Raw genomic sequence first — 22,546 nt, 5'->3', positions numbered from 1 at the left:
TTATAATTTCTTTGCTAAGAGAGTTTACAGTTAATTATGAAAAGAGGTTATACTTATGCAACCGTTTTGGGGAAATGACTATAAAGAAGATGGGTATTACGCTTTTGGTAATCCAAGCATTGAAGTGATCGAGCAAACAAAAAATTTACTTCCCAACTGTTGGCATTCTTTTTATAATTATTTGGATTATATTTGCTGCTTGGATTAGTAAAATTATTATTCATCATATTTAAAGTTTTGTTCAGCAAGAGTTATCCTTCCTTGCTGAACAATTTCTTTCAGAGAAATATCCTTCAGAAGCATCATTTGGAAAGTAAGAGGATTAAAGTGATATATATTGTTAGAGACGATTGTTTGCAAAAATACTGACAGAGGACTATTGACGAACTATTATAATTGAAAATACTTTAAATGTTCGTGTTTTGATAATGAAAGTGCTTTTCATCCATCAGCTGGATACTTCATAAATTGAGTAAAACACGAATATTATATGTAAAATCAACTATCTAGTAAAGGCTGTTTATCTTTTTGTTTTAATGATCTATCTTAGGTTTAAGACGTTTAATTTTTCAGTATTCGTATTGCTAATTGTAATAGAAAAGCTGCAGCCAAAATAATTACATTTTCAATAAGCGGAATTTCCAAGTATAGCAACAATCTGTGCGAAAAGAGCATTTCTCAAAGAAGGAAAAACTGCTTCATATTTTCAGAAAGTTAACATAATGTTTGCTACTTACGTAAGTATTACTTATATGAATATTTTTTAATATTTGGCAAATATACTGTAAACGATTATTAGGACAATTTGTATGAATAATCCCCTTTTGAACGATAAATTATAGGAAACATCCGATAAAAAATTTAAGAATAAGGTATTTATATTATGTAAACTAAACCAATAGAATTGTATAAATAATTAGACATTTACTTTTAAAAATAACGCTATGAGGCGTATCGAGATTCCGTTACACGTACCATTGCCCATCTCGATCGCTCTCACAGCGCACAATAAAAGCTACGGAAGACACTTAATAAAGATAGTAATTTTCAGCAACAGGTGTTTTTGTAATCTTTAATTTACATATAGTTCGGTATTTTAGAACAATTCAAAAAGTCCCGCTATATAACATACTAAAGAGAAATATTACTGAGGCTCCCTATTAAAACAAAATGCTTCAAATCTTAAACAATTGAGCATTGTATATAGTATCCTCTATTTATAGCTATGCCAACTTATTAGTCCCGATATTTATGGCTTGTTGAATTAAGTTCGTTACGGTTTTAATTCCTCCAGGTACTAAATGAACGCCATCAGGTTCAAAATTTTCCGGATGATTAATCGCTGCGTAATGCCAATCAATTAATGTGGTATAAACTAATATTTTCATTTGGCGGGAAGAACATGATGAGCAAAGGTGTTTATTTTTCCATCAAGGAACCCCTATAAAATAGCACTACTATAAAAGCGTATCCGAAAATTTCTCGAATACGCTTCATTTAATCTTCCATCGTTTCTAAATAGCCTTGTTGTAAACATGTATCCGTCAAAAACTTCTTAAGCCCCGTAGCAAATGACAATTCTATCGTGCTACTCGTAACGGCTAATATTTCCCCTTCTCCAAAGATCACATGATTTACTTTTGAGCCAACGATTAACGCTGACTCGGTTGTAATCGTCCGTTCATTACGGTATCGCTTCTGTGCTTTACTCGGACTTTTTGGCGCTTTAATTGGTAATTCCTGCGGTGTGACGATTTGTTTTAACGCCTTCATGAAAATCGATGGCACCACACTTGTTTTAAAGCGCTTATTATACGAAATTAATTCCAAATGGCGAATAGCACGCGTGATACCGACATAAAAGAGTCGCGTTTCTTCCTCAATTTCTTCTTCTGCCTCGCTAGGTAAAATCCCCTCAATCAAGTCAATTAAATACACACGGTCAAATTCCAAGCCTTTTGAGCTGTGTAATGTTGTCAGTGTAATTGCATTCAATTCATTTTTTATATGAGACGATCGTGCTAAATTTTCAAGCTGCTTCAAACGACCCGCAAAATCGGTCATCGTTGGCGTATGACGAGCAATTATACCAAGTACATCCACAATATCTAGTAAATTTTCATAATTAAAACCGAGTTTCTCACTCATTTTCTTTAAGGTACGCTCATAACCAAAGTCATAACGGATATGCTCTAGCATGGCTGATGGCGTTGTTTTATCAAATTGAATGCTATCATACGTTTTGCGAATTCGCTTAATATATTCAGGCTGATAATCCTTTAACTCAACATGCTCTAACAACTGTGTGAATACACAGCCATCCTTCTGCACTTTCTGTAGCGCCTTCAATTGCGTTGGTGTAATATAAGCATTCATTTTTCTGTAAACTTTTTCAAATACCGTAATATTTTTTGTATTGTACGCTAAACGCATGAAGTTCAAAATATCGTCCACGACCCAATGTGTGAAAAAGCGAATCGTGGAATCTTTCATATAGAAAGGCAAACCTGCTCTGTCAAACGCGTCCATAAGCGGAATGGCTGACATATTATTTCGATATAAAATAGCCGTTGTGCCGCGCTTAGACAGTTTTTTCAACTGGTCCACTAAATATTTGGCCTGTAAATGGTAATTCTCTAGGATTTTAAACGAGATTGGCTCTGCTGCAGGATTTTCCGTAAACATTTGTTTGTTATAACGCTTTTTATTTCGCTGAATGAATAGATTGGCTGGCTCTACAATCGTTGCAGATGAACGATAGTTTTGCGTCATAAGTAAAACATGCGCCTCCGGATATATCTTTTGGAAATTCAACAAATAATCAGGTTCTGCACCGCGCCAGCTATAAATGGCCTGATCCTCATCTGCAACGACGCATAAGTTTTGATGGACTGCGACGAGCTTCGCGATGATCGCATGTTGAACTGGCGATGTATCCTGACTTTCATCCGTTAAATAATAATCGTAGCGGCGTTGGTATTGCGCCAACACCTCTCGATTTTTTGTGAAAATATCATTCGCCATTAATAGCATATCGTCAAAATCAATTAACAAACGGTCACTACCAGTGCGTTTATATTCCTCATAACGCTGTAAAATCTCGACTTTTCTTGGCACCTTTACTTCTGCAATTGCCCATTCCTGTTCTGGCAGCATTTTATTTTTGATAAACGTTATGTACGTCAGTAGCTCGTCTAACTGATCTTCGGTAATTTTTGAGCCATTTAATTGTTCAAAAATCTCGCGAAGCACTCGTTTTTTTGAAACAACTCCAGGCTTGTCCGATTCTTCAATGATGGCGTACGTAATGCCCTGACGTTCAAGTGTCTGCCGCACAACTTGAAATGCTAAACTATGAATCGTCGAAAAATCAACTTGTGGCAAATGCGGAAAAAACTTTGCAAAACGTGCCTTCATATCATTTGCCGATGCCTTACTAAACGTGACAGCCTTTATGCGAGAAGGATTCACACCAAGCGCCTCAATCATATAGCCAATACGCATAATAATCGTCGTCGTTTTTCCTGAACCGGGAGATGCCAATAGTAACAGCGGGCCATTCGTTTGCAACACCGCCTGCGTCTGCACATCATTTAGACGAACGCCAAGTGAACGCTCCTTTTCCTCAAAAAACGCTTTTTGTGCTCCATTCATATCAATTGCTCCGTTCTAAAAAATCTATCCTTTATTATACCAAATGATGAGGATTCATCCGAGGAAAGCAGCACAATATTAAAGCAAAGAAAGAATAAATGTAAGCGTCAAATAGCGCCTACCTGTTGTTTAGGGGCGCTACTGTTATCATAATTTAAATCATTATTTTTTCGACACGTTAAAGTTAGTCAGAATCTTCTCTGATCTGAGCATGAGCGTATCTACCGCTGCGTGTTAATGTTTAAATTGTTAGCCACAACATGTCTGAGACGCTCTGAACTTGTTTCATTAACATGGGAACAAATTGATTTGGTAAATGAAACGATTCGAATTGATGGAAAAGGAAAAAAGAACGGATACTGCCCCTTCATCCTCACTTAAAGCCGCTTCTAGCATCCTATAAAGCTTCTTTAAGTGAGGATCAAGTGTATCCAACAGAATCTGTTTTCCTGAATAAAAATCATAAAGCATTGGATCCGTGCGGTTTGCATGTCATCTCTGTAGATGTGTTGAAAAAGGCAGGCCTTCCACCTACCCGCTTCACGTTGCATCACTTGCGTCATACATTTGCAACACTGATGTTGCAACAAAATAAAGAAAACGTTGACTTATGATCAAGAACTCCTTGGCCATGAAAGTATTACATCGACTCAAGTCTATACCCATGTTGAGTTTGATTAGATTTACCGTAGATTCTTAACATTTCTTTATGGAAATCCTTGAATAACTGATTATTTTCTACTTCCCTAAATCCTTCAGGAAATCGCTGCTCTATTGTTAGATCACTCCTTAAACAAAGGAATCATTGCCGATTATGTCTTAATGGATTCTTGGTTTACACAAGCACCTTTGATTAAAAGTATTCATGACAAAGGTCTATTTGTCATTGTTATGGTGAAACAGTTGAAACAACGTTATCAATATCAAGGACAACGGTTAACACTGCTAGAGTTATACCGTAAAGCCAAGCCATCGATAGGCAATAAAGATATTCTTTGTTCCATCCATGTCCAATTTGGCTAGTTTTGTCCTAGTCTCTTTTTGTTAAAACATAATAGTAAACAGGACTAAAAATTTCTTCGCGTTCACTTCTAATAAAATCACTTACTTGCCAGCCAGCTTTAAAGTAATGAGTAAACACTTTCCGTGTTTGCAAACGCCACTCTAAAGCAAGATCAAAGTCTTCCTCTTTAATTTTCTGGAATTCACCAGGTACTGGAACAAATAATATTTCATAATCAACAGTTAAATTTGTATTCACTTCTTCAGGAACTGGATATTCATTCTCCCTTTCTTTCACTCTGATAACTGCCATATCTTCTTGATATTTAGGGAGCTTCCCATAAACTCTATCAACTTTATCTTTTACGTGATCACTTTGAATCCACCAGTCAACATAAAAGCGATCAGACGGAATATCAGAATTAAGACTATCTTCCATTTCCCCATAATAGTTCTCTTTATAAGTAGAGCAAACTCCACCAAGCTTTTTAATATTTAAATTGGCATTCACTGTTTCTAATGGATCATACGTCCAAGTAACTAAATCATAACCAATTTTTAAAGCTTCTTTACACTGAGCAAGTTTTAATTGTTCACCAATTCCACTGATGCGGTATTCTGGATGCACCCCAAGTAAATAGGAACATAAATAAGTATTGATTCCATTAAAGCCAGCAAATCTATATTGAAATCCAATAATTTTATCGTCTAAAAATGCTCCAATTACCATTCCACCATTATCTACCGATGTAACTGCATGGGCAACGGGAACCGGATCATCTGATTGCCAAATGATTTTTTCTAATTCACTTACCTCAACAAACTCCTTCACATCATGGATAGGGCGAATTGTAAGTGAAAGGTTTTCGAGCTGACCCATATACTAGTTTTCCTTTCTCTTTTCAATTTATATTTTTGCAGCATTTAATAAACATACTGTTAAAATTTTTGTACCGTAATTGAGTGCATCAATTTGAAAAGACATTTGTGGATGATGTAAGCCTGGCTCTAAACCACACCCTAATCCAATCATCGTTGCAGCAATATGCGGATGCTTCATTGTATAGAAGTGGAAATCCTCTCCTCCACGTGTAATACAAGGTTCTACGAGATGTTCAGGTCCACATATATCCGCAATGGATTTTTTTGCTATTTCAATCATCTTCTCATTGAGTGCAGCTGCGGGTACAAACCCTTGAAATTCATAATTAATTTGAGTATTCGTTAAATTCCCTACTGATTCAAGGACTTTCGCTGTTTTCTCTTGCAACTCAGTCATACCTTCATTTGATTGAGCACGTAAATCTAACGTAAATGAAGCTTTTCCTGGAATAGTGTTTGCACTTTCCCCTGAATGAAGCTGTGTCATTTTAACAGAAAAAGAACAACCTACTTGAAGTCTAATCCCTTGCAACACTTGGATTAATAAAGACGCAGCCTCAATCACATTACTTCCATTCTCTGGACGCGCTGCATGCGCCTGCAAGCCATAAATAACACCAACCGTAGTTACAGAGGCACCATGGACAATAGCTGGTGCAGCTTTTCCATAAGGAACTTCGAAAGTTGGACGTAAATGGATGCCAAATAACATCTCAATATCATTCAAAATCCCAGCTTCCATAAACCGCTTAGCACCTTCTCCAGTTTCCTCCGCTGGTTGAAAAATGAATCGAATCGTTTTTTCTGGACGAATACTAGCTTGTTTTAATGCTAACGCTGTATGTAACACCATTGTGCTGTGAGCATCATGTCCGCAAGAATGGTTTGCACGAACAACATGATCAACTTCTTGAACAAGAGCGTCCATATCTGCCCTTAGTCCAACAACATTACTTGTTTTACCTTCAATTTCTGCAATGAATCCGTAATGTCCTGAAAAAGTTTGTACAGTAAATCCAGCCGCTTGAAGCTTTGCAATCAAATAAGCTGAAGTTTCCTTTTCTCCCCAACTAGGTTCTGCAAGAGCGTGTAAGTCACGATATGTCTGGATAATATTCCTTTGATTGTCACTAATAAAATCGATTGGGTTTAAATTGCTCATTATTAGCTCCTTAATTAATCAATAATATACATTTATTTAAGTAGATGTATGTCTAAATTAACTTTTTCTCCTAAGGCTTTTAGAATATACTGTTAGCTCTTGTAAAATATCTTCATTTACATCAATGCCTAATCCAGGTCGTTCATTAAGCTTAATAATCGGAATGTCGTATTGTAAATTACCAACATCTTTTTCAAATTTTAATGGCCCTGTTAGTTCGGCACTTGTTATGATCTTCTTTGAAAATGCAACATGAAATCCTGCTGCAGATCCAATTGATGACTCTACCATTGATCCAATTTGACATTCGATTCCTGCCAATTCTGCCATATGAGCTAATTTTACTGCAGGATATATACCACCACATTTCATTAATTTGATATTCACTTTATCAGCTGCTCGCTTCGAAATGATTTGGCGCATCTCTACACTACTATGCAGACCTTCATCTATCATCATTGGTATAGTCGATTTGCTTTTAATTTCAACCATTCCATCGATATCAATTGCTGTTACAGGTTGCTCAATCCAATCGATGGAGAGACCTGCTAATTTATCAAGGATTTGCAGGGCTATCGCACTATTTTTCCAACCTTGATTCACATCAACTCGAATGGCAATGTCTTCCGCAACTCGCTCACGAACTGCTTTGATTTTTTTAACATCTTCTAATGGCTCTGTACCAACTTTTAACTTTAAAGAACGATATCCAGCTTCTACACATTGTGCTGCCTCATCCGCCATATTTTCTGGTGTATCAATACTTAAAACATGGGTAATTGGCATACTTTCACGATAACGACCACCAATTAACATATACACTGGTAAACCTGCACTTTTTCCTGCCACATCATAACAAGCAATATCAATTGCAGCTTTTGCGGTTGAAACACCAAAAATTGTCTCGTCCATAAGGTCGTGAATCCGCTCAATATTAAGCGGATTCTCATCAATAATAATGGGCGCTAACGTATGAGCTAGAATATTATACGTACTTTCTAATGTTTCCCCAGTTACATAACTATCAGGTACTGCTTCACCATAACCAACAAATCCATTATCAGTTGTAATTTTAACAATGATAGATTGAATACTATTATATCCGCCATAGCTAATTACAAACGGATTATTAAGCTGTAATTCAATTGCAAATAAATCTACTTGTTTAATCTTCATCGTTCTATTCGCATCCTTTTCATTCGTTATTTATAACTTTTTTTATTTGAATCAATTTCATAATTACTTATTCTAGTTATAAAAACGAGCGATTCGTATATTGAATTATTTCATTGTTCGTCAGTATAGTGTAATACTCACGTTGATTGGAGCGTAAGGCGGCGACTCCTGCGGGAACAGCGCGAGCTGAAAGCCCCGCAGGAACGCAGTAACGAGGAATTGAAGCCGTGCCCACGGAAAGCGTCCGCCTGGAGCGGAAATCAACCTTGTTCTGATTTTAATGTTGATTGTTCAATTATGAAATCGACTTATTGACAGTACGATTGCAGTCGCTTTTGGAACTTTAGCAATCACCTTTTGCTTCGCTGAATGAAGAAAAAATGAATTATCTTGCTAATCTACCGTCATTTTCAGCTAATGAAACTGGCACTTCTTTTTTTCGCGTAAATTTAAAGTAATAGAAGATATAGCAAAGTACTACAAAACCAAATCCAATAAATAACGAAATACGTTGCGTAGGATCGAATGCTGTCATGGCTACTAAAACCAAACACATAGATATACATACAATTGGAATTAATGGAAAAAGTGGGACGCGATATTTTAAGTCTTCAACTTTACCGCCAGTAGCGACATATTGCCTACGGAATCTTATTTGCGAATAAGCAATCACCATCCAAGTGACAATTCCACCAACACCACTAATCGCTAATAATAATACGAATAATGTTTCTTCAGCCATAACACTTGTCAATAGAGATACGTAAGCAAAGATTAATGTAAAAGTAAGCGCATTCATTGGTAATCCACGCTTGTTCACTTTTCCAAACATCGGTGGAGCTTGACCACTCTGTGATAAAGAGAACAAAATTCTAGCACAAGCAAACATACCCGTGTTACCTACAGAAAGAATTGCTGTTAAAATAACAAAGTTCATAATATCAGCTGCATATGGAATACCTACCATATCAAACACTGTGACGAACGGACTCTCAAGAATTCCTGCTTCTTTCCAAGGAACAATTGCAGATAATACAAAGTTTGCAAGTACATAGAAAAGTAAAATACGTATAATAATTGTGCGAATCGCTACTGGGATATTTCTCTCCGGGTTTTCGGTTTCTCCAGCTGCTACTCCAACAATTTCCGACCCCATGAAAGCGTATACAACTGTCATCATCGAAACAAATACTCCGATAAATCCAGCCGGTAATAAGCCAGCACTTGTAAAGTTCGATAAGAATGGTGCTTCTTGACCTTGAATTGGTACAATACCAAAAATAGCGGCTCCACCGATTATAATAAATGCGATTACTGCAAGTACTTTAATCGCTGTAAACCAATACTCCATTTCAGCAAATGCCCTAGTTGTTAATGCGTTAATTCCGAACAATAATGTCGAGAAGACAAGACACCAAATCCATATTGGAACATCTGGGAACCATCTAGCCATCAATAGTCCAGCTGCTACGAACTCCAAACCTAAATATATCGCCCAGCTGAGCCAATATATCCAACCAATCATAAATCCAGTGGCCGGTCCAATAAATTTTTCCGCATGGGCTTGGAACGAACCAGACACTGGCATAATTACTGACAATTCACCAAGGCAAACCATAACAAGATACATAATAAGTCCACCAAATAAGTAAGCTGCAATAGCTCCGAATGGACCGGCTTCTCCAATAGCATAACCTGAACCTAGAAAGAAACCAGTACCCATAACTCCACCTACGGAAATCATAAATAAGTGTCTACTTTTCATCGACCGTTGTAATTCTTTCGGCCGGCTATCAAGCTCGTTTTTCATAATGTTCACCCTTTTCAGTTAATTTAACTCGTAGTACTATAATGAAAACGGACGGAAGATGCGTTTTGCATCTCCTGTCTATCAAATTTAATATACTACTGTTAGATTTGGTGAAACATATTCCATTGAATCACTTTTCGCCGGTTTAAAAATTTCATATGCAACATCTCTTTGATATCTGCTTTGCATTTTAGCCTCCGTAAAGAGAGTGCGAACATTTTTACGGCAAAGCTTTTCAATATCATCAATTACTGCTTGTGGATTTGGTTCTACTAATCCAAAAATAACAGCATCGTAAGATCTAATTGCACCAAGGTTTGCTACGAAATCAATTACAATATCAATAGCTTTCTCCTTGATGATTTCGTCTCCTTCAGCAGAAATCGGGATGTTTGCTGCTTCAACAACTAGGCTTGCTTTTACTTGATTAGCATTAGATTTATTAATAACATCTTCTAGCGCACATGGAATTAAAATATCACAATCTACATCAAGCCATTCTGAGTTTGGACGTACTACATAGTCATTTTCAAAATAATTTTGATCCATTTCACCGAACTCATTCTTATGATCAATTAACTTTTGAACATCTAATCCATCTTCGCTAGCGACAAATAGATTCGCATCAGAAATTCCTACAACTTTATACCCTAGTTGAGAAAGTTTTAACGCACAACTTGCACCAACGCAGCCGAATCCTTGAATAACAACTCTTGCACCTTCTCCACCATCTTTATATTTCCAAGCTTCGTCAGCAGAGAAGGCAACGCCATAACCTGTTACTACATCATTCATATACAATCCATCGATTTTTTGAAGTAATAAATCATCGTAATCTTTTATCCCTTTTAAAACAGCTGGATCACTTTTCATAGATTGTGTAAGAGGAATTTCAATCCCAAATTCACGGAAGATTTTCAGTACATCATTATATTTCGTACCAAGGTCACTTCCTAAAGAAACTCCGTTGTCAATATACGGTAGCATAGCAATTATATATCTCCTCAATACTTCAAAAGCATCTGGAGCTTTATAATCATAGGCAATACCACCTTTACAACCTCCAGTAGTTTCTGATTCACTTGCTACATATTTATACGCCATCGCTTCTGCAAGACGCTCAACTTCCTCTCTTGTAACGGATGGGTGCATTCTTGTACCGCCACCTGTGTAACCCTTTACAAAGTTGTGTACAACCATCCATCCTTTTGCATCTGTTTCTGTGTCGTTCCATTCAACAATTAAATATGGTTTTGTAGACATGTATTCTCCTCCTAAGTCGAAATATAGAATAGATTCTGCATTTTAACAAAGTTAATTTCCACAACAAATAGAGCTTTGGAACTTTCAAAATCACGCTTTGGCGGACGATTTCCAACGTCCAAGATGTCCTATTGTCGATAACCCGGGCGTAGCGTTTGTATCCACAATACAAATAAACTCACTAGTTTTTATTTTTTACAATTCCATAGAGTTATTTCAGGCGTATATTTAACTACTTTCTATCGATGAATCAAAGGGAATCATAAATAGAAAATCTCATTGGTTTGATTATTTCTCCCCTCCAATTTGCTAATATTGTCTTTGTATCACTCAAACCAATGGAGTGGTTGTGGGATTAAATTCATATTAATTTGTTTTGTTTCTTGGTACTCATCCAGTCCATATGTGTAAATATTACGACCTATTCCACTTTGTTTATAGCCGCCCATGGTGCCTGAATGTTTGTGAGGTGATAAGCATTCATCCATGTAATTCCTGAACGAACTTTCTGAATGACACGTAATACTTTATTACTGTTGCTAGAGAAGACCGCACCAGCTAAACCATAATCATTGTCGTTTGCAAGACGAATAGAGTTTATATCGCTGCGTAATTTGGGATCCCATTGATTATCTCATTACTTTTGGTCACATAGTGTTCAATTCTTTGCAAAAGGAGACAGCCATATATAGAAAACGATCTCTTTATGCCCATCATTTTGTTTGCTTATTTGTGTGGACGGAAAGAGCGGATATATTCATTGGAATCTTTATAATTAAGAATTCCAACTGCCTCAACATCAACAACAACCATGTAAGATTTTTTGCTAGCTAAAGCATTCGCTAATTCCTTTTCAAACTCTTCCACAGAAGTTACTTTTTCCGCTTCATACCCCATAGATTTTGCCATCATAACAAAGTCCGGGTTTTTCAAATCAACAGCAGTTTTTCTACCATAAGCAGCCTCTTGATAATACTTCAAGATACCGTACCCTCCATCATCAAATAACAGAACAATTATTGGCGCATCTTCATGTACAGCTGTAATCATCTCACCAGCATTTACCATAAACCCGCCATCGCCAGCTACAAGTACTACCGGTTTGTCTGGTTGACCCACTTTAGCACCGATCGCCATTGGTAAACCTTGACCAATTCCTCCACCTGTCATGTAGAGGTAATTTCTTGGTTCATGTACATCAACTAATTTGTTCGCCCAAGTATAACCAGGAATTGTAACATCCGTTACTAAAATTGTGTCATGTGGAAGTTGCTCGTTCATAATTTCAGCAATTTCACCGTAAGGCTCGATTGTACTTCGAAGATCTTCACGAACTCCCTCACGAACTTCTTTTATCTCTTCTGTATAAGTTAGATCTCGAGTGATTTCTACATCCGCTATACCTTTATTAATTGCTGCTAATACAGCTTTTGCATCACCAATTAAAAAGTCTTGTGTATCAAAATTACGGTTAAATGCTTCTGGATTCAAGTCAATGTTAATATGATTTTCCGGAACAGGTGTAGACCAACCATTTGTTTCAGTGCCACGGAAACGAACGCCAACACTAATAAGTAAGTCTGCTTTGCTTACATGCTCCTCAACACGTGGGAACCATGCAAAATTTCCAATACATAGTGGGTGATCTTCAGGAATAGCACCTTTACCTGATTCACTTGTAATGACACCTGCTTTAATTTTGTTCACTAGCGTTACTAACTCTTCTGATGCGCCAGCGTGAATAATTCCATCTCCCACCCAAATCACTGGGCGTTTTGCTGCAGCGATTTTTTCAATGATTCCTTCCGGTAATGTAACTTGTACTTCTGGATCTTTAACATTTTCTACATTAACTAGATTATTTTCTGGAATAATCATTGCCTGAAAATTCGTGGGAATTTGGACAGTGACTGGCCCAGTCGGAACAGTTACTGCATCTTTAATTGCTTTTCTCATGAATGGTTTAATTAGTTTTGGACGTTTCAATAAAAAAGCAGATTTATTCACACCTTCCATCATTTTCAATTGATCTTTACATTCATGGATATAACGTTGATCCGTTCCAATATAGTTTGAATCCGCTTCGCCTGTAATGTGAAGAAGAGGTGTACCAGAGTTCCAAGTTTCTGTTAGTGAACCAGCACCATTTCCAGCTCCAGCACCCGTGCTTGTTAATACAACTCCTAGTTTTCCAGTTGCGCGCGAATAAGCATCTGCCATATTGACAGCTCCGCTTTCACCACGCGATGTCGCCATACGGATTTTCCCATCTCTGAGTATCGCATCATAAATCGGCATATTATGAATACTCACAATCCCAAATAGTACTTCAACACCAGCGTCAACTAATTCTTCTACAATTGCATCAGCTACAGTGTATTCTTGGTAGTTTTTGCTTTTCTCTACAGCTACTTTCTCTAATAGTTTCATCATTGTGTTCCTCCCAATAATACATATTTTTTTATTATTGATATGGCAAGTTGCAAGTTAATTGCGACTGTCAATTTTAATTAGCCTTTAACTTGTTGATATTTTTCTAAATTACCATCTGTTTCTTTATTAAAATTCTTCTCTGTACTAACGCCAACTACATATGTGACAACAAAGTTTATTATCATAATTAATAGTCCCATATCAAAGTCTTTGATCATACTTGGAAGATTTGGATATAACGTCGCCAATGTAGTATCGGTTACTGTCGAATAAATAACTAGAATGACTCCAACAATCATCCCTGCGAAAGCACCTATTTTGGTAATCGGATTCTTTTTCAGAAGACTAAAGAAAAGTGCTGGGAACAGCTGGACAATAATGCTGTAGACCATAATGTAAATTAAACCAATCAACTTCGATTCATTCAAAGCGAAAAATATAGCAATGACGACTAAGATGGGTACCAATAGACGACTTAATCTTCCAAGTTGCTGGTCGGTTGTTTTAGGTCTCCACACTTTAAAAATGTTTTTCGATAAAAGTGTAGCGGATGACAGTAATACAATTGAGCTTGGAACAAGTGCCGCCAGTGCTCCTGCCCCTCCAACTAATCCGACAAACCAAGGTGGAAATGCACCCTGTGCAAGCTTAAATATAGACATGTCTGGGTCGTTTAAACCCGGCACTTGTAAAACCGCAGCAAACCCAATAAAAACAGAAAATACGATAATAAGTTGATATATAGGCATACTTGCAGCATTCCAACGAAGGGCCTTCGCGCTTTTGGAAGAGAAAACACCCGTTTGCATATGTGGAAAAAGATAAAATGCTAACGCTATCATAATCGACGTTGTAACAAACCATGTAATACTCAATCCTTCAGCAGGAAACAAGAGCATTTCTGGATGTACGCTCTCAATCGCTTGGAACATCGGTTTGAATCCACCATAGTAGTGGAATGGAAAATAAACGCCCATAAATATGATAACTCCAAGAATTAAAATATCTTTGAATATCGCTGTCCAGGCAGATCCGTGCATCCCTGAAATTGTTACATATACGGTGACTAATAAACCACTAAGCACAACAGCAAGTCCTGATGAAATCGACCCATACGATGATGCCGAAACAATAATTCCTAAACCAACAAATTGCATGACTAAATAGGATACAGATGCAATCACACCAATAATCGCAACAACAACTCCAAGACCTACACTCTTATATTTTTTCTCATAAAAATCTGCTTGCGACATAACATTATGTTTCTTTGCATACTTCCAAATCGGTGGTAACATCCAATATGCAACAATAAAATAGAAACAGTTAAATGCATATACTGCAGGCATCCCAACACCATAAGCCATCCCACTTGCGCCTAGGAAAGTGAATGTGGTAAACATTTCCCCCGCTAAGATAAAGAATATAGTTAATGAGCCAAAGCTTCGTCCCCCAACAGCCCATTGCTCCATATTCATTTCTTTACCTTTCCTTGCGCTAACGCCTAAATAACAAGCGAATATTAAAATTGCAAATGTAATAAAAAGTGATATATTCAAATGTCCTCTTCTCCTTCATGGTTAGCAGGATCTAGAATGTTTACGATGTATAAGAAAAGTGATGTTAAGATGACCCACAATAAAAGCCAGAACAAAACGAAAGGCATGCCAAGAACATATGGTTCTATCTTATTTATTACACTTAAACTCCCGATAGCAGGAATTAAACTGAAAAAGTATAACCAAATTCTCCTATTCATCCTTCGTTCCCCCCTTATTCCAATTTTCGACGAAAGATTTTGGCTCTTTACCATACATCTTCATCTGTGTAAACGCTTACCAAAACCTTTAGTTCTCATTGGTTTGATTATTTCTATCTTTCCAATTAGCTAATATTGTCTTTGTATCACTCAAACCAATGGAGTGGTTGTGGGTTTAAATTCATATTAATTTGTTTTGTTTCTTGATACTCATCCAGTCCATAAGTGCCAATGCTACGACCTATTCCACTATGTTTGTAGCCGCCCCATGGTGCCTGAATGTTTGTGAGGTGATAAGCATTCACCCATGTAATTCCAGAGCGAACTTTCTGAATGACACGTAATGCTTTATTACTGTCGGTAGAAAAGACCGCACCAGCTAATCCATAATCAGAGTCGTTTGCAAGACGAATAGCCTCTTCTTCATCTTTGAACTTTTGAATCACAACAACTGGTCCAAAAATTTCTTCCTTAACAATTCGCATATCGCTCGTTACATTGGTAAACACCGTTGGTTCAATGAAGAAACCTTTCTCCATCCCATCTCGCTCAATACGATTACCACCGCAGGCCAATGTAGCCCCTTCTTCTTGACCGATACGGATATATTCAAGAATGCTGTTCATATGATTCTCGCTAACTATTGCACCCGCTTTTGAGCTTTCATCATGTCCGGGGCCAACTTTAATTTGTTGTGCGCGTTTTACGTATTCTTCAACAAACTTATCGTAAATTCCCTCTTGCACTAACACTCGACTTCCAGATGAACACACTTGTCCACTACCATAAAAGATTCCAAATAAAGCATAGTCAACAGCTGTTTCGAAATCAGCATCATCAAAAATAATATTAGGGGATTTCCCGCCAAGTTCTAATGATACTTTCTTCAAGTTTCCAGTCGCCGCATGCATGATACTACGCCCAACTCCTGTGCTTCCTGTAAAGGAGACAACATCCACATCGTCACTTTCAGCAATCGTCTGGCCAACGACGGTTCCACCACCCAGTATTAATTGCGCAACACCTTTCGGTAAATCTGTTTCATCGATTAACTGAAACAGTTTGACAGCTGTTATCGGTGTAATTTCAGCCGGCTTTAATATAATTGAATTTCCTGCCGCAAGTGCTGGAGCTACTTTCCAAACCGCCATTAACAATGGATAGTTCCATGGAACTATTAACCCCGCTACTCCCATTGGTTCTTTCACAATCATCGTTTGTAAATCTTCCATTGCTTCATATATTACACCTGTTTGATTTTGAATAAGGCCTGCATAATAACGAAAAGCGCTAATTGAGTCGGCAACATCACCCTCTGCTTCCCTTAACACTTTTCCGTTATTTTGTGTTTCTAACTGAGCAATTTCAGCTGCATGTTCTTCCATTTTGTCAGCAATTTGTAGTAATATCGCAGCTCTTTCTTGTGGATTTTTTGAAGACCAAACGCCACTTTCAAAAGTTGCTTTTGCAATTTTAATCGCTTGTTCCACCTCTTCTTTAGTTGCTTTCGGGGCTTTAGCAATCACTTCTTGATTTGCAGGATTAATTACATCAAATAGTTGAGGATTACTTGAATCAATCCATTCTCCATTTATATAAAGCTTTAACTGTTCTGTCATCTGCTTTCCTCCCTAACTGTTTATAAAATTATTTATGTTTATTAGTACTAAAGAATGCAGGTATTGCATAATTCTTAAAAACTGCATAACTTCAACGTTTTGTTTATAACTTATTCAAAGATTTATAGTATTCGAACAGATAAGAACTCAAGTGAGTTTTTTATACTCACATCTATGTGTTTTCTCCTGTTACATTACATTTTCTCTTTACAATTATTTAGGAATGATTAAAAGAGTCTGTTATTTATAACATTTTTTTAAATGTACTTTCCTTTTTATTAGCAAGTTTAAATTATTATTCAGGAATGCCCATTGCTTCCTTGTACTGCTTGTGGAAATGCTTTATGCCATGCTCAGTTGGTGAATAAATCCCATGATCAAAAGCCTTTGTATGAAGCCCAGTTTGCAATAATTCAACGAGATCAAAGTCTTCTTTACGAACTTGATCGACAAATTTAATAAGTTCTACTTGTTTATCCGTAATTTTATCGGAACTAAAATAGTAGCTGTAAATTGCCAAAGATTGGTTTGGTGAGATAGGTAGTATTTGGCTTGTCGTTATGTTTCCTTCTTCACCAGGATAAATGCTAATCATTAAGTTAGGCCATACCCAATAGAAAAATGCTGGATCTGCTTCTTCTCCTTGTTTCATTTCAGAATATTGACAAGTGTATGTGTTAAACGTGTCGATATTGTAGTTTTCCAAATCAAATGTTTTTGCAAATGCTGGGTGCGCTAATTTACAATGATCACACTCTAAATAATTGTCAACGACTGCTTTCCAATTTGCTTCGATTACCCTTTGAGTCGTTCGGATTCTCTTCAAAGCATTTAAAAACTTATATTGATCAAGACTTTCAACTAGATCGCTATATTCGGATTGAAACGATTTAGCGTTTGGATCTAAGTTTACAAAAATGAGAGATTGGTAAATTTCTAGCTTAACAGGTGTCATGCAATTGTGGTCACCTAAACTATCTTTATCAAAATTTGGTGCACGATTTACTTTTCCGTCTAGTTTGAAAGACCAACCATGGTATGAACAGAGAAATACTTTTTTGTTTCCGGAAGCGCTTTTTTCAACACGTGTACCGCGGTGTGGGCAAATGTTATAAAAGGCATTTACTTTTCCATCGTTGTTTTTGCTAACAATAATGGATTCTCCAGCAATTTCGAAAGTGAAAAAATCGCCTACTTTTTCTAATTGACTCATATGGCAAACGAAGACCCACTTTTTAGAAAAGATATTTTCTTTTTCTTCATCAAAGTATTGTTGTTCCACATAGTTTTTGTAAGACAAAGTCGCATTTGCTTTGTTGCTAAACGTATTGATTGTCATTGTTCTTTCATCCTCCCTATAAAAAAAGCATTTTGATATCTATAGCTCTATATCGCAATTATTGTACCAACTTCGAAAAGACGATAGCATCAAGGCAGAGAAGTTTTTTTACGCTTAGAAATGGGGAAAGTGAGTTTTTCCTAACTCAAATTACGTCTTATTTTTTATAGTAAACGGTTCAGTCGCGATTTTAATCGAATTTGTTGGACATTCCTCTACTGCAATTTCTAATTCTTCTATAAAATCTTCGTGGATCTCGGTATTACCAGCATTTAGATCAAGTACTGAAAAGGAAAGACCTTCTTCATCATGGTCAAATAAATGAGGAGCGTTTTCAGAACATGCGCCGCATGCTATACATGTTTCGCGGTCCACCATCGTATATACTGTCATATCTTTTCCTCCTCATATGATTTTTAGTTTGTTACTTTCTCTTTAAATGTTGTCTCCATCAGGCTTGTGCTATGAAGTGTTTGTTTTTTTGCTTGTGGATCAACGTACATTTTCGCCTCATTGACTGCAATCGGCGCCTCTCCAAATCCTGTTACAATTAGCTTTACTTTTCCTTCGTACGTACAAATATCCCCTACTGCGTAGATCCCTTCAATATTTGTTTCCATCTTCGAGTTTACAACGATTGAATTTTTTTCGATCTCCAATCCCCAGTTTTTTATCGGACCTAGCGAAGAAACGAAACCGTAGTTTACAAGAACATCATCTACCGTTAATTCGATTGTTTCTTCACTTTTGTTGTTTTGAATGATGACTTTCTCTATTTGTACGTCTCCGATTAATTTTGTTGGGACATATGGTGTTAGGATTTCCACACGTGATTTTTTTAACAGATCAACACTATACTCATGTGCCTTAAACGAATCTCTTCTATGAACTAATGTTACTTTTTTTGCAATTGGTTCTAACATAAGCGCCCAATCAACAGCAGAGTCACCGCCGCCGAATATTACAACTTCTTTATTAGCAAACTTCTCAATCGTGTCAACGAAATAATGCAAGTTCTTTCCAACGAAAGTTTCTTCATTTTCCAACTTCATTGTTTTTGGTTGGAACGCACCATTTCCAGCAGTAATAATAATCGTTTTTGAGTAATGCGTTTGTTCATTTGTCGTAAGTTCAAAAACACCATCGTCGCGTCTATAAATCGTTTGGACTGTTTGGCCAAGACAATGATCCACTTTAAACTGATTCATCTGTTCGATGAGGTTATTCACAAGGTTTTGCGCACTTACTTTAGGAAATCCTGCTACATCATAAATAAACTTTTCCGGATAAAGTGCCGATAACTGTCCGCCAAGTTGCGGTAAACTTTCAATAATATTGATGGAGGCTTGTCGCATTCCAGCATAAAATGCGGTGAATAAACCAATGGGACCTCCACCAATTATAGTAATATCATATATTTTGGAATATCCATTCATTAAAAAAACCTCCGTTTTTTGCAATTAGAGTAATTATAAATATCAGACATTTACATTACTTCCTATATCCTATAGAGTAAACTTAGGCACATCATTTATTCATTCACATCAACATCCTCTCTTCACTTAAAAGTCCTTGATGAACGATTCATAAACTTATAAAGCAATTTTCATGCCACTTTTAAGTAAGCTTGATGTTTAGCTAGTTTCGTTATCAAAATGCGTGAACTCTTGATGATTGAACGAACTTAAATTGACTCAATTTGAATTTTATTAGACTCAATTTTAATGAGGGGGAGGTTTTTAAATGTTCGCTAGTTTATCTACTGATCTTGAAATGGAGGCATTGCTCCAAATTTTAGATTATTCGTCGGATGAGATCTTTGTTCTTGATGAAAATAGACGAATTATTTTTGTGAATAATGCATGTGAGCGGCATTACGGATTGAAGAAGTCTGATGTAATCGGAAGATTTAGCGATGAATTATTTAACGAGGGGTATTGGACACCGTCTGTACTTCCTGAAGTATACGAAAAGAAAAGACCCATCTTCATAAAACAAACTACTATCTTAGGTGCTGAATTGCTAACATCTGCTATACCTATAATAAATAAGGATAATGAAATTAAATTAATTGTGACGACAGCCCGAGAATTGCAAAACTATAAAATGCTAAAATTGACGCAGCAAAATAAGATGGATCCTAATCGAGAACCCAATATAATCGAATCGGAGATGATGACAAATAATAAAAAGGTAAAGAAATTGCTTCTATTAGCACAGAGAGTTGCAAAAACCGAATCGACGATCTTAATACAAGGGGAATCAGGAACTGGGAAGGGAGTGCTTGCGCAGCATATTCATAATGCTAGCAATCGTAAATCTCATCCATTCTTAACCATTAATTGTGCGGCGATTCCGGCAGATTTGTTAGAAGCCGAATTATTTGGGTATAGTGCTGGATCTTTCACGGGTGCAAATAAGGGCGGTAAAATCGGATTAATTGAATCAGCAGAAGAAGGCACATTATTTTTAGATGAGATAGGAGAGTTGTCTTTACCCCTTCAAGCAAAATTGCTTCGAGTAATTCAAGATAAGATATTCATTCCGATTGGTAGTGCTAAAGAGAAAAAAGTGAATGTCCGTATTATCGCAGCAACGAATCAAAAGCTTATTGAAATGGTAGAAAAAAAACAGTTCCGCGAAGATTTGTTTTATCGTTTAAATGTGATCGATATTCAATTGCCGTTACTTAGAGAGAGAAAAGAGGATATCATTCCGTTAACGTATAAATTTTTGTATAAATTTAATGTCATGTACGAAACGAATAAAGTTATTTCAGAAAAATGCTTAAAGTTGTTTACGGAGTACTCTTGGCCAGGAAATATTCGACAACTCGAAAATGTCATGGAAAGATTAGTCATTATAAGCGATGACGTCATTGATGTGGAGGACTTACCAGAGTTAATGTACCGTCAAATCGAACAAGTGCATCAAGATTCACCTGCTACGTTGAGAGAAGCGATCGATTTTGTGAAAGAAAAAATGGTGAAAAAGTCATATGAAAAGTATGGTAGTTCTAGAAGAGTGGCAAGTGATTTACAAATTAGTCAAACACAAGCATCGAAACTAATAAGGAAATATTGTGATAAAAATTGATAGCAAGTCAAATCAGAAACAATATATTTAGCTTTTCGATACTCGTCATATCTATTCAATAAAAAACTCGATCACTTACAAAAGCGTACCGTACTAACCTAATTATAGGAGACAAATAAAAACACCTTTCATTGAATAGCGGGTATTTAAACCTGAAATACTCAATCTGGAGGTGTTTTTTCTATGGGGACAAGGGTTCAAAAAATATTATTTAGTTTAAATGGGGTATAGAATGGGACTCCCCCCTTTTAGCATTGAAAGAAGTGTATGAAATATTTATACAATTAAATTTATCTTACTGTTATAAAAATCTAAGGTTGTCCACAACTTCTTTAGCAACTATCCCTACCAACTAATCATTTTAGACCTGTAGAACCAAACTCTTCTTCTCCTCTATCTGATACATTTAGCTCCAAATTAGTTTCAATTAGTTCAACCTCAGGAAGTTTTTTAGCATATTATCCCTTCCGTTAAGAAGGTATGTTCTACAGCTACCGAAAACACATTTCTTAAAGTAACTTGCTCTGCATTAATCCATGAAGTTATACTGCGCAAAGATGTTGAACTTTAAATGTGCAACATCATATTTAATTGGTTTTTATTTAATTATTTGTAGATTGAGTGAAAATTATTGGTAGTGGTGTTTATATCGTCTGCCCTCCTAGAAACCAGTAGGCGTGATTATCCATATTACCTTCAAAGTTTCTTTTCCAATATTGCGCCAAGCATGGTGTCTATGACTTGGAAAATTAATTGTATCTCCAATATTTAAGATATAAGTATTTGTATCTACGGTAATTTCCATCTGCCCTTCTATAATTATAATACATTCCTCATCACCTGCATGATTATACTGAGAACCACTGCATCCTCCCGGCTCTACTTCACATAAAAGAACCTGTAGTTTTCCCTCTCCTGTTGTCAGCATGTAGTCCGTTAACTTTCCATTTGGATATGGCATTTTTTTTCGTCTATCTTTACGAACGATCGAGACATCCTCAATTATATGTGGATCCACTTCATTGTCACTAAATAGTGCAGAAACAGGTAGATCTAAAGCATCTGCTATTTTTTTTATAGTTGCAACTGAGCCATCCGTCAAACCACGCTCAAATTGGCTGATAAAGCTTGCTGTTAATCCAGTTTTCTTTGCGATTATTTCAATGGTATAGTGTTTTTCTTTACGAATTCTTCTAATATTCTCTCCTAATGATTGGTTATTCATAAAAAACCCTCCTTGACTGAATATTTCGAATATTGTATATTTTAAGCGACACTTAAATTTTAATATTTTTGTAAGTGTTGCTTAAATTATACCATGAATTGGAAACAATCGTTATTTCACTTTTTC

17 protein-coding genes and 2 pseudogenes are annotated in these 22,546 nt (G+C 36.5%); 4 read left to right on the top strand and 15 right to left on the bottom strand.

Going from position 1 to position 22,546, the window contains the following annotated elements; all coding sequences use genetic code 11:
- Window positions 1-55: 55 nt before the first annotated feature.
- The gene (locus ABH966_RS05275) at window positions 56-208 is read left to right on the top strand and encodes a hypothetical protein (protein WP_370076427.1); all 153 of its coding nucleotides are present in this window, start codon (window positions 56-58) and stop codon (window positions 206-208) included.
- A 1,289-nt stretch (window positions 209-1,497) separates the two neighbouring features.
- Here ABH966_RS05275 and ABH966_RS05270 read toward each other — a convergent pair.
- Window positions 1,498-3,654: an ATP-dependent helicase gene (locus ABH966_RS05270; protein WP_370076425.1), complete on the bottom strand. Its 2,157-nt coding sequence runs from the start codon at window positions 3,652-3,654 to the stop codon at window positions 1,498-1,500.
- A 237-nt stretch (window positions 3,655-3,891) separates the two neighbouring features.
- On the opposite strand from ABH966_RS05270, the pseudogene ABH966_RS05265 reads away from it, so the two are divergent.
- Together ABH966_RS05265 and ABH966_RS05260 are read left to right on the top strand one after the other, a co-directional pair.
- Window positions 3,892-4,268, top strand: a pseudogene (locus ABH966_RS05265) (tyrosine-type recombinase/integrase).
- 160 nt (window positions 4,269-4,428) lie between these two features.
- A pseudogene (locus ABH966_RS05260) lies at window positions 4,429-4,662 on the top strand (IS4 family transposase); the annotation flags it as partial.
- Window positions 4,663-4,684: 22 nt separating this feature from the next.
- Here ABH966_RS05260 and ABH966_RS05255 read toward each other — a convergent pair.
- The 13 genes from ABH966_RS05255 to ABH966_RS05195 form a co-directional block, all read right to left on the bottom strand.
- On the bottom strand, window positions 4,685-5,536 hold the full coding sequence (locus ABH966_RS05255) for a GNAT family N-acetyltransferase (protein ID WP_370076421.1): 852 nt from the start codon (window positions 5,534-5,536) through the stop codon (window positions 4,685-4,687).
- A 27-nt stretch (window positions 5,537-5,563) separates the two neighbouring features.
- Complete coding sequence (locus ABH966_RS05250; RefSeq protein WP_370076419.1) at window positions 5,564-6,700, bottom strand: amidohydrolase; 1,137 nt, start codon at window positions 6,698-6,700, stop codon at window positions 5,564-5,566.
- Between the two features lie 57 nt (window positions 6,701-6,757).
- The gene (locus tag ABH966_RS05245) at window positions 6,758-7,876 is read right to left on the bottom strand and encodes a mandelate racemase/muconate lactonizing enzyme family protein (protein WP_370076417.1); all 1,119 of its coding nucleotides are present in this window, start codon (window positions 7,874-7,876) and stop codon (window positions 6,758-6,760) included.
- A gap of 385 nt (window positions 7,877-8,261) precedes the next feature.
- Window positions 8,262-9,686, bottom strand: a complete 1,425-nt coding sequence (locus ABH966_RS05240; RefSeq protein ID WP_370076415.1) for an amino acid permease — start codon at window positions 9,684-9,686, stop codon at window positions 8,262-8,264.
- 87 nt (window positions 9,687-9,773) lie between these two features.
- On the bottom strand, window positions 9,774-10,949 hold the full coding sequence (locus ABH966_RS05235) for a Glu/Leu/Phe/Val family dehydrogenase (RefSeq protein WP_370076413.1): 1,176 nt from the start codon (window positions 10,947-10,949) through the stop codon (window positions 9,774-9,776).
- Between the two features lie 421 nt (window positions 10,950-11,370).
- Window positions 11,371-11,541: an aldehyde dehydrogenase family protein gene (locus ABH966_RS05230; protein WP_370076669.1), complete on the bottom strand. Its 171-nt coding sequence runs from the start codon at window positions 11,539-11,541 to the stop codon at window positions 11,371-11,373.
- Window positions 11,542-11,675: 134 nt separating this feature from the next.
- A complete protein-coding gene (locus tag ABH966_RS05225; RefSeq protein ID WP_370076411.1) occupies window positions 11,676-13,382 on the bottom strand; it encodes a thiamine pyrophosphate-binding protein in 1,707 nt (568 codons plus the stop codon).
- A 77-nt stretch (window positions 13,383-13,459) separates the two neighbouring features.
- Window positions 13,460-14,941 carry a sodium:solute symporter family protein gene (locus tag ABH966_RS05220; RefSeq protein ID WP_370076409.1) on the bottom strand — a complete coding sequence of 494 codons (1,482 nt, stop codon included), beginning with the start codon at window positions 14,939-14,941 and terminating at the stop codon, window positions 13,460-13,462.
- Window positions 14,938-15,141, bottom strand: coding sequence for a DUF3311 domain-containing protein (locus ABH966_RS05215; protein ID WP_323645934.1), 204 nt, complete (start codon window positions 15,139-15,141; stop codon window positions 14,938-14,940). The genes ABH966_RS05220 and ABH966_RS05215 overlap by 4 nt, the downstream gene beginning before the upstream one ends.
- Before the next feature lie 146 nt (window positions 15,142-15,287).
- A complete protein-coding gene (locus tag ABH966_RS05210) occupies window positions 15,288-16,760 on the bottom strand; it encodes an aldehyde dehydrogenase family protein (RefSeq protein WP_370076406.1) in 1,473 nt (490 codons plus the stop codon).
- A 295-nt stretch (window positions 16,761-17,055) separates the two neighbouring features.
- A complete protein-coding gene (locus ABH966_RS05205; RefSeq protein ID WP_370076404.1) occupies window positions 17,056-18,099 on the bottom strand; it encodes an aromatic ring-hydroxylating oxygenase subunit alpha in 1,044 nt (347 codons plus the stop codon).
- 150 nt (window positions 18,100-18,249) lie between these two features.
- Window positions 18,250-18,492 carry a ferredoxin gene (locus ABH966_RS05200; RefSeq protein ID WP_370076402.1) on the bottom strand — a complete coding sequence of 81 codons (243 nt, stop codon included), beginning with the start codon at window positions 18,490-18,492 and terminating at the stop codon, window positions 18,250-18,252.
- Window positions 18,493-18,515: 23 nt separating this feature from the next.
- Window positions 18,516-19,535, bottom strand: coding sequence for an NAD(P)/FAD-dependent oxidoreductase (locus ABH966_RS05195; protein WP_370076400.1), 1,020 nt, complete (start codon window positions 19,533-19,535; stop codon window positions 18,516-18,518).
- Between the two features lie 307 nt (window positions 19,536-19,842).
- Between ABH966_RS05195 and ABH966_RS05190 the strand changes: the two genes are divergently transcribed.
- The gene (locus ABH966_RS05190) at window positions 19,843-21,195 is read left to right on the top strand and encodes a sigma-54 interaction domain-containing protein (RefSeq protein ID WP_370076398.1); all 1,353 of its coding nucleotides are present in this window, start codon (window positions 19,843-19,845) and stop codon (window positions 21,193-21,195) included.
- Between the two features lie 661 nt (window positions 21,196-21,856).
- Here ABH966_RS05190 and ABH966_RS05185 read toward each other — a convergent pair.
- Window positions 21,857-22,420 (bottom strand): helix-turn-helix domain-containing protein, encoded by a 564-nt coding sequence (locus ABH966_RS05185; RefSeq protein ID WP_370076396.1) that lies wholly within the window; start codon window positions 22,418-22,420, stop codon window positions 21,857-21,859.
- Window positions 22,421-22,546: the final 126 nt, after the last annotated feature.

The sequence above is a fragment of the Lysinibacillus sp. RC46 genome (genome assembly GCF_041262385.1).
In the GTDB taxonomy this organism is placed as follows: Bacteria; Bacillota; Bacilli; order Bacillales_A; family Planococcaceae; genus Lysinibacillus.
Note: the sequence above shows the minus strand (reverse complement) of the source record. Positions and strands in the feature narration are given on the sequence as shown.

Bases quoted from the DNA above. Each gene is read 5' to 3' on its own strand.
- ABH966_RS05190 (WP_370076398.1), top strand. From the start codon at position 19,843: ATGTTCGCTAGTTTATCTACTGATCTTGAAATGGAGGCATTGCTCCAA.
- ABH966_RS05185 (WP_370076396.1), bottom strand. From the start codon at position 22,420: ATGAATAACCAATCATTAGGAGAGAATATTAGAAGAATTCGTAAAGAA.
- ABH966_RS05205 (WP_370076404.1), bottom strand. From the start codon at position 18,099: ATGACAATCAATACGTTTAGCAACAAAGCAAATGCGACTTTGTCTTAC.
- ABH966_RS05210 (WP_370076406.1), bottom strand. From the start codon at position 16,760: ATGACAGAACAGTTAAAGCTTTATATAAATGGAGAATGGATTGATTCA.
- ABH966_RS05240 (WP_370076415.1), bottom strand. From the start codon at position 9,686: ATGAAAAACGAGCTTGATAGCCGGCCGAAAGAATTACAACGGTCGATG.
- ABH966_RS05195 (WP_370076400.1), bottom strand. From the start codon at position 19,535: ATGAATGGATATTCCAAAATATATGATATTACTATAATTGGTGGAGGT.
- ABH966_RS05235 (WP_370076413.1), bottom strand. From the start codon at position 10,949: ATGTCTACAAAACCATATTTAATTGTTGAATGGAACGACACAGAAACA.
- ABH966_RS05255 (WP_370076421.1), bottom strand. From the start codon at position 5,536: ATGGGTCAGCTCGAAAACCTTTCACTTACAATTCGCCCTATCCATGAT.
- ABH966_RS05200 (WP_370076402.1), bottom strand. From the start codon at position 18,492: ATGACAGTATATACGATGGTGGACCGCGAAACATGTATAGCATGCGGC.
- ABH966_RS05270 (WP_370076425.1), bottom strand. From the start codon at position 3,654: ATGAATGGAGCACAAAAAGCGTTTTTTGAGGAAAAGGAGCGTTCACTT.
- ABH966_RS05245 (WP_370076417.1), bottom strand. From the start codon at position 7,876: ATGAAGATTAAACAAGTAGATTTATTTGCAATTGAATTACAGCTTAAT.
- ABH966_RS05250 (WP_370076419.1), bottom strand. From the start codon at position 6,700: ATGAGCAATTTAAACCCAATCGATTTTATTAGTGACAATCAAAGGAAT.
- ABH966_RS05275 (WP_370076427.1), top strand. From the start codon at position 56: ATGCAACCGTTTTGGGGAAATGACTATAAAGAAGATGGGTATTACGCT.
- ABH966_RS05225 (WP_370076411.1), bottom strand. From the start codon at position 13,382: ATGATGAAACTATTAGAGAAAGTAGCTGTAGAGAAAAGCAAAAACTAC.
- ABH966_RS05215 (WP_323645934.1), bottom strand. From the start codon at position 15,141: ATGAATAGGAGAATTTGGTTATACTTTTTCAGTTTAATTCCTGCTATC.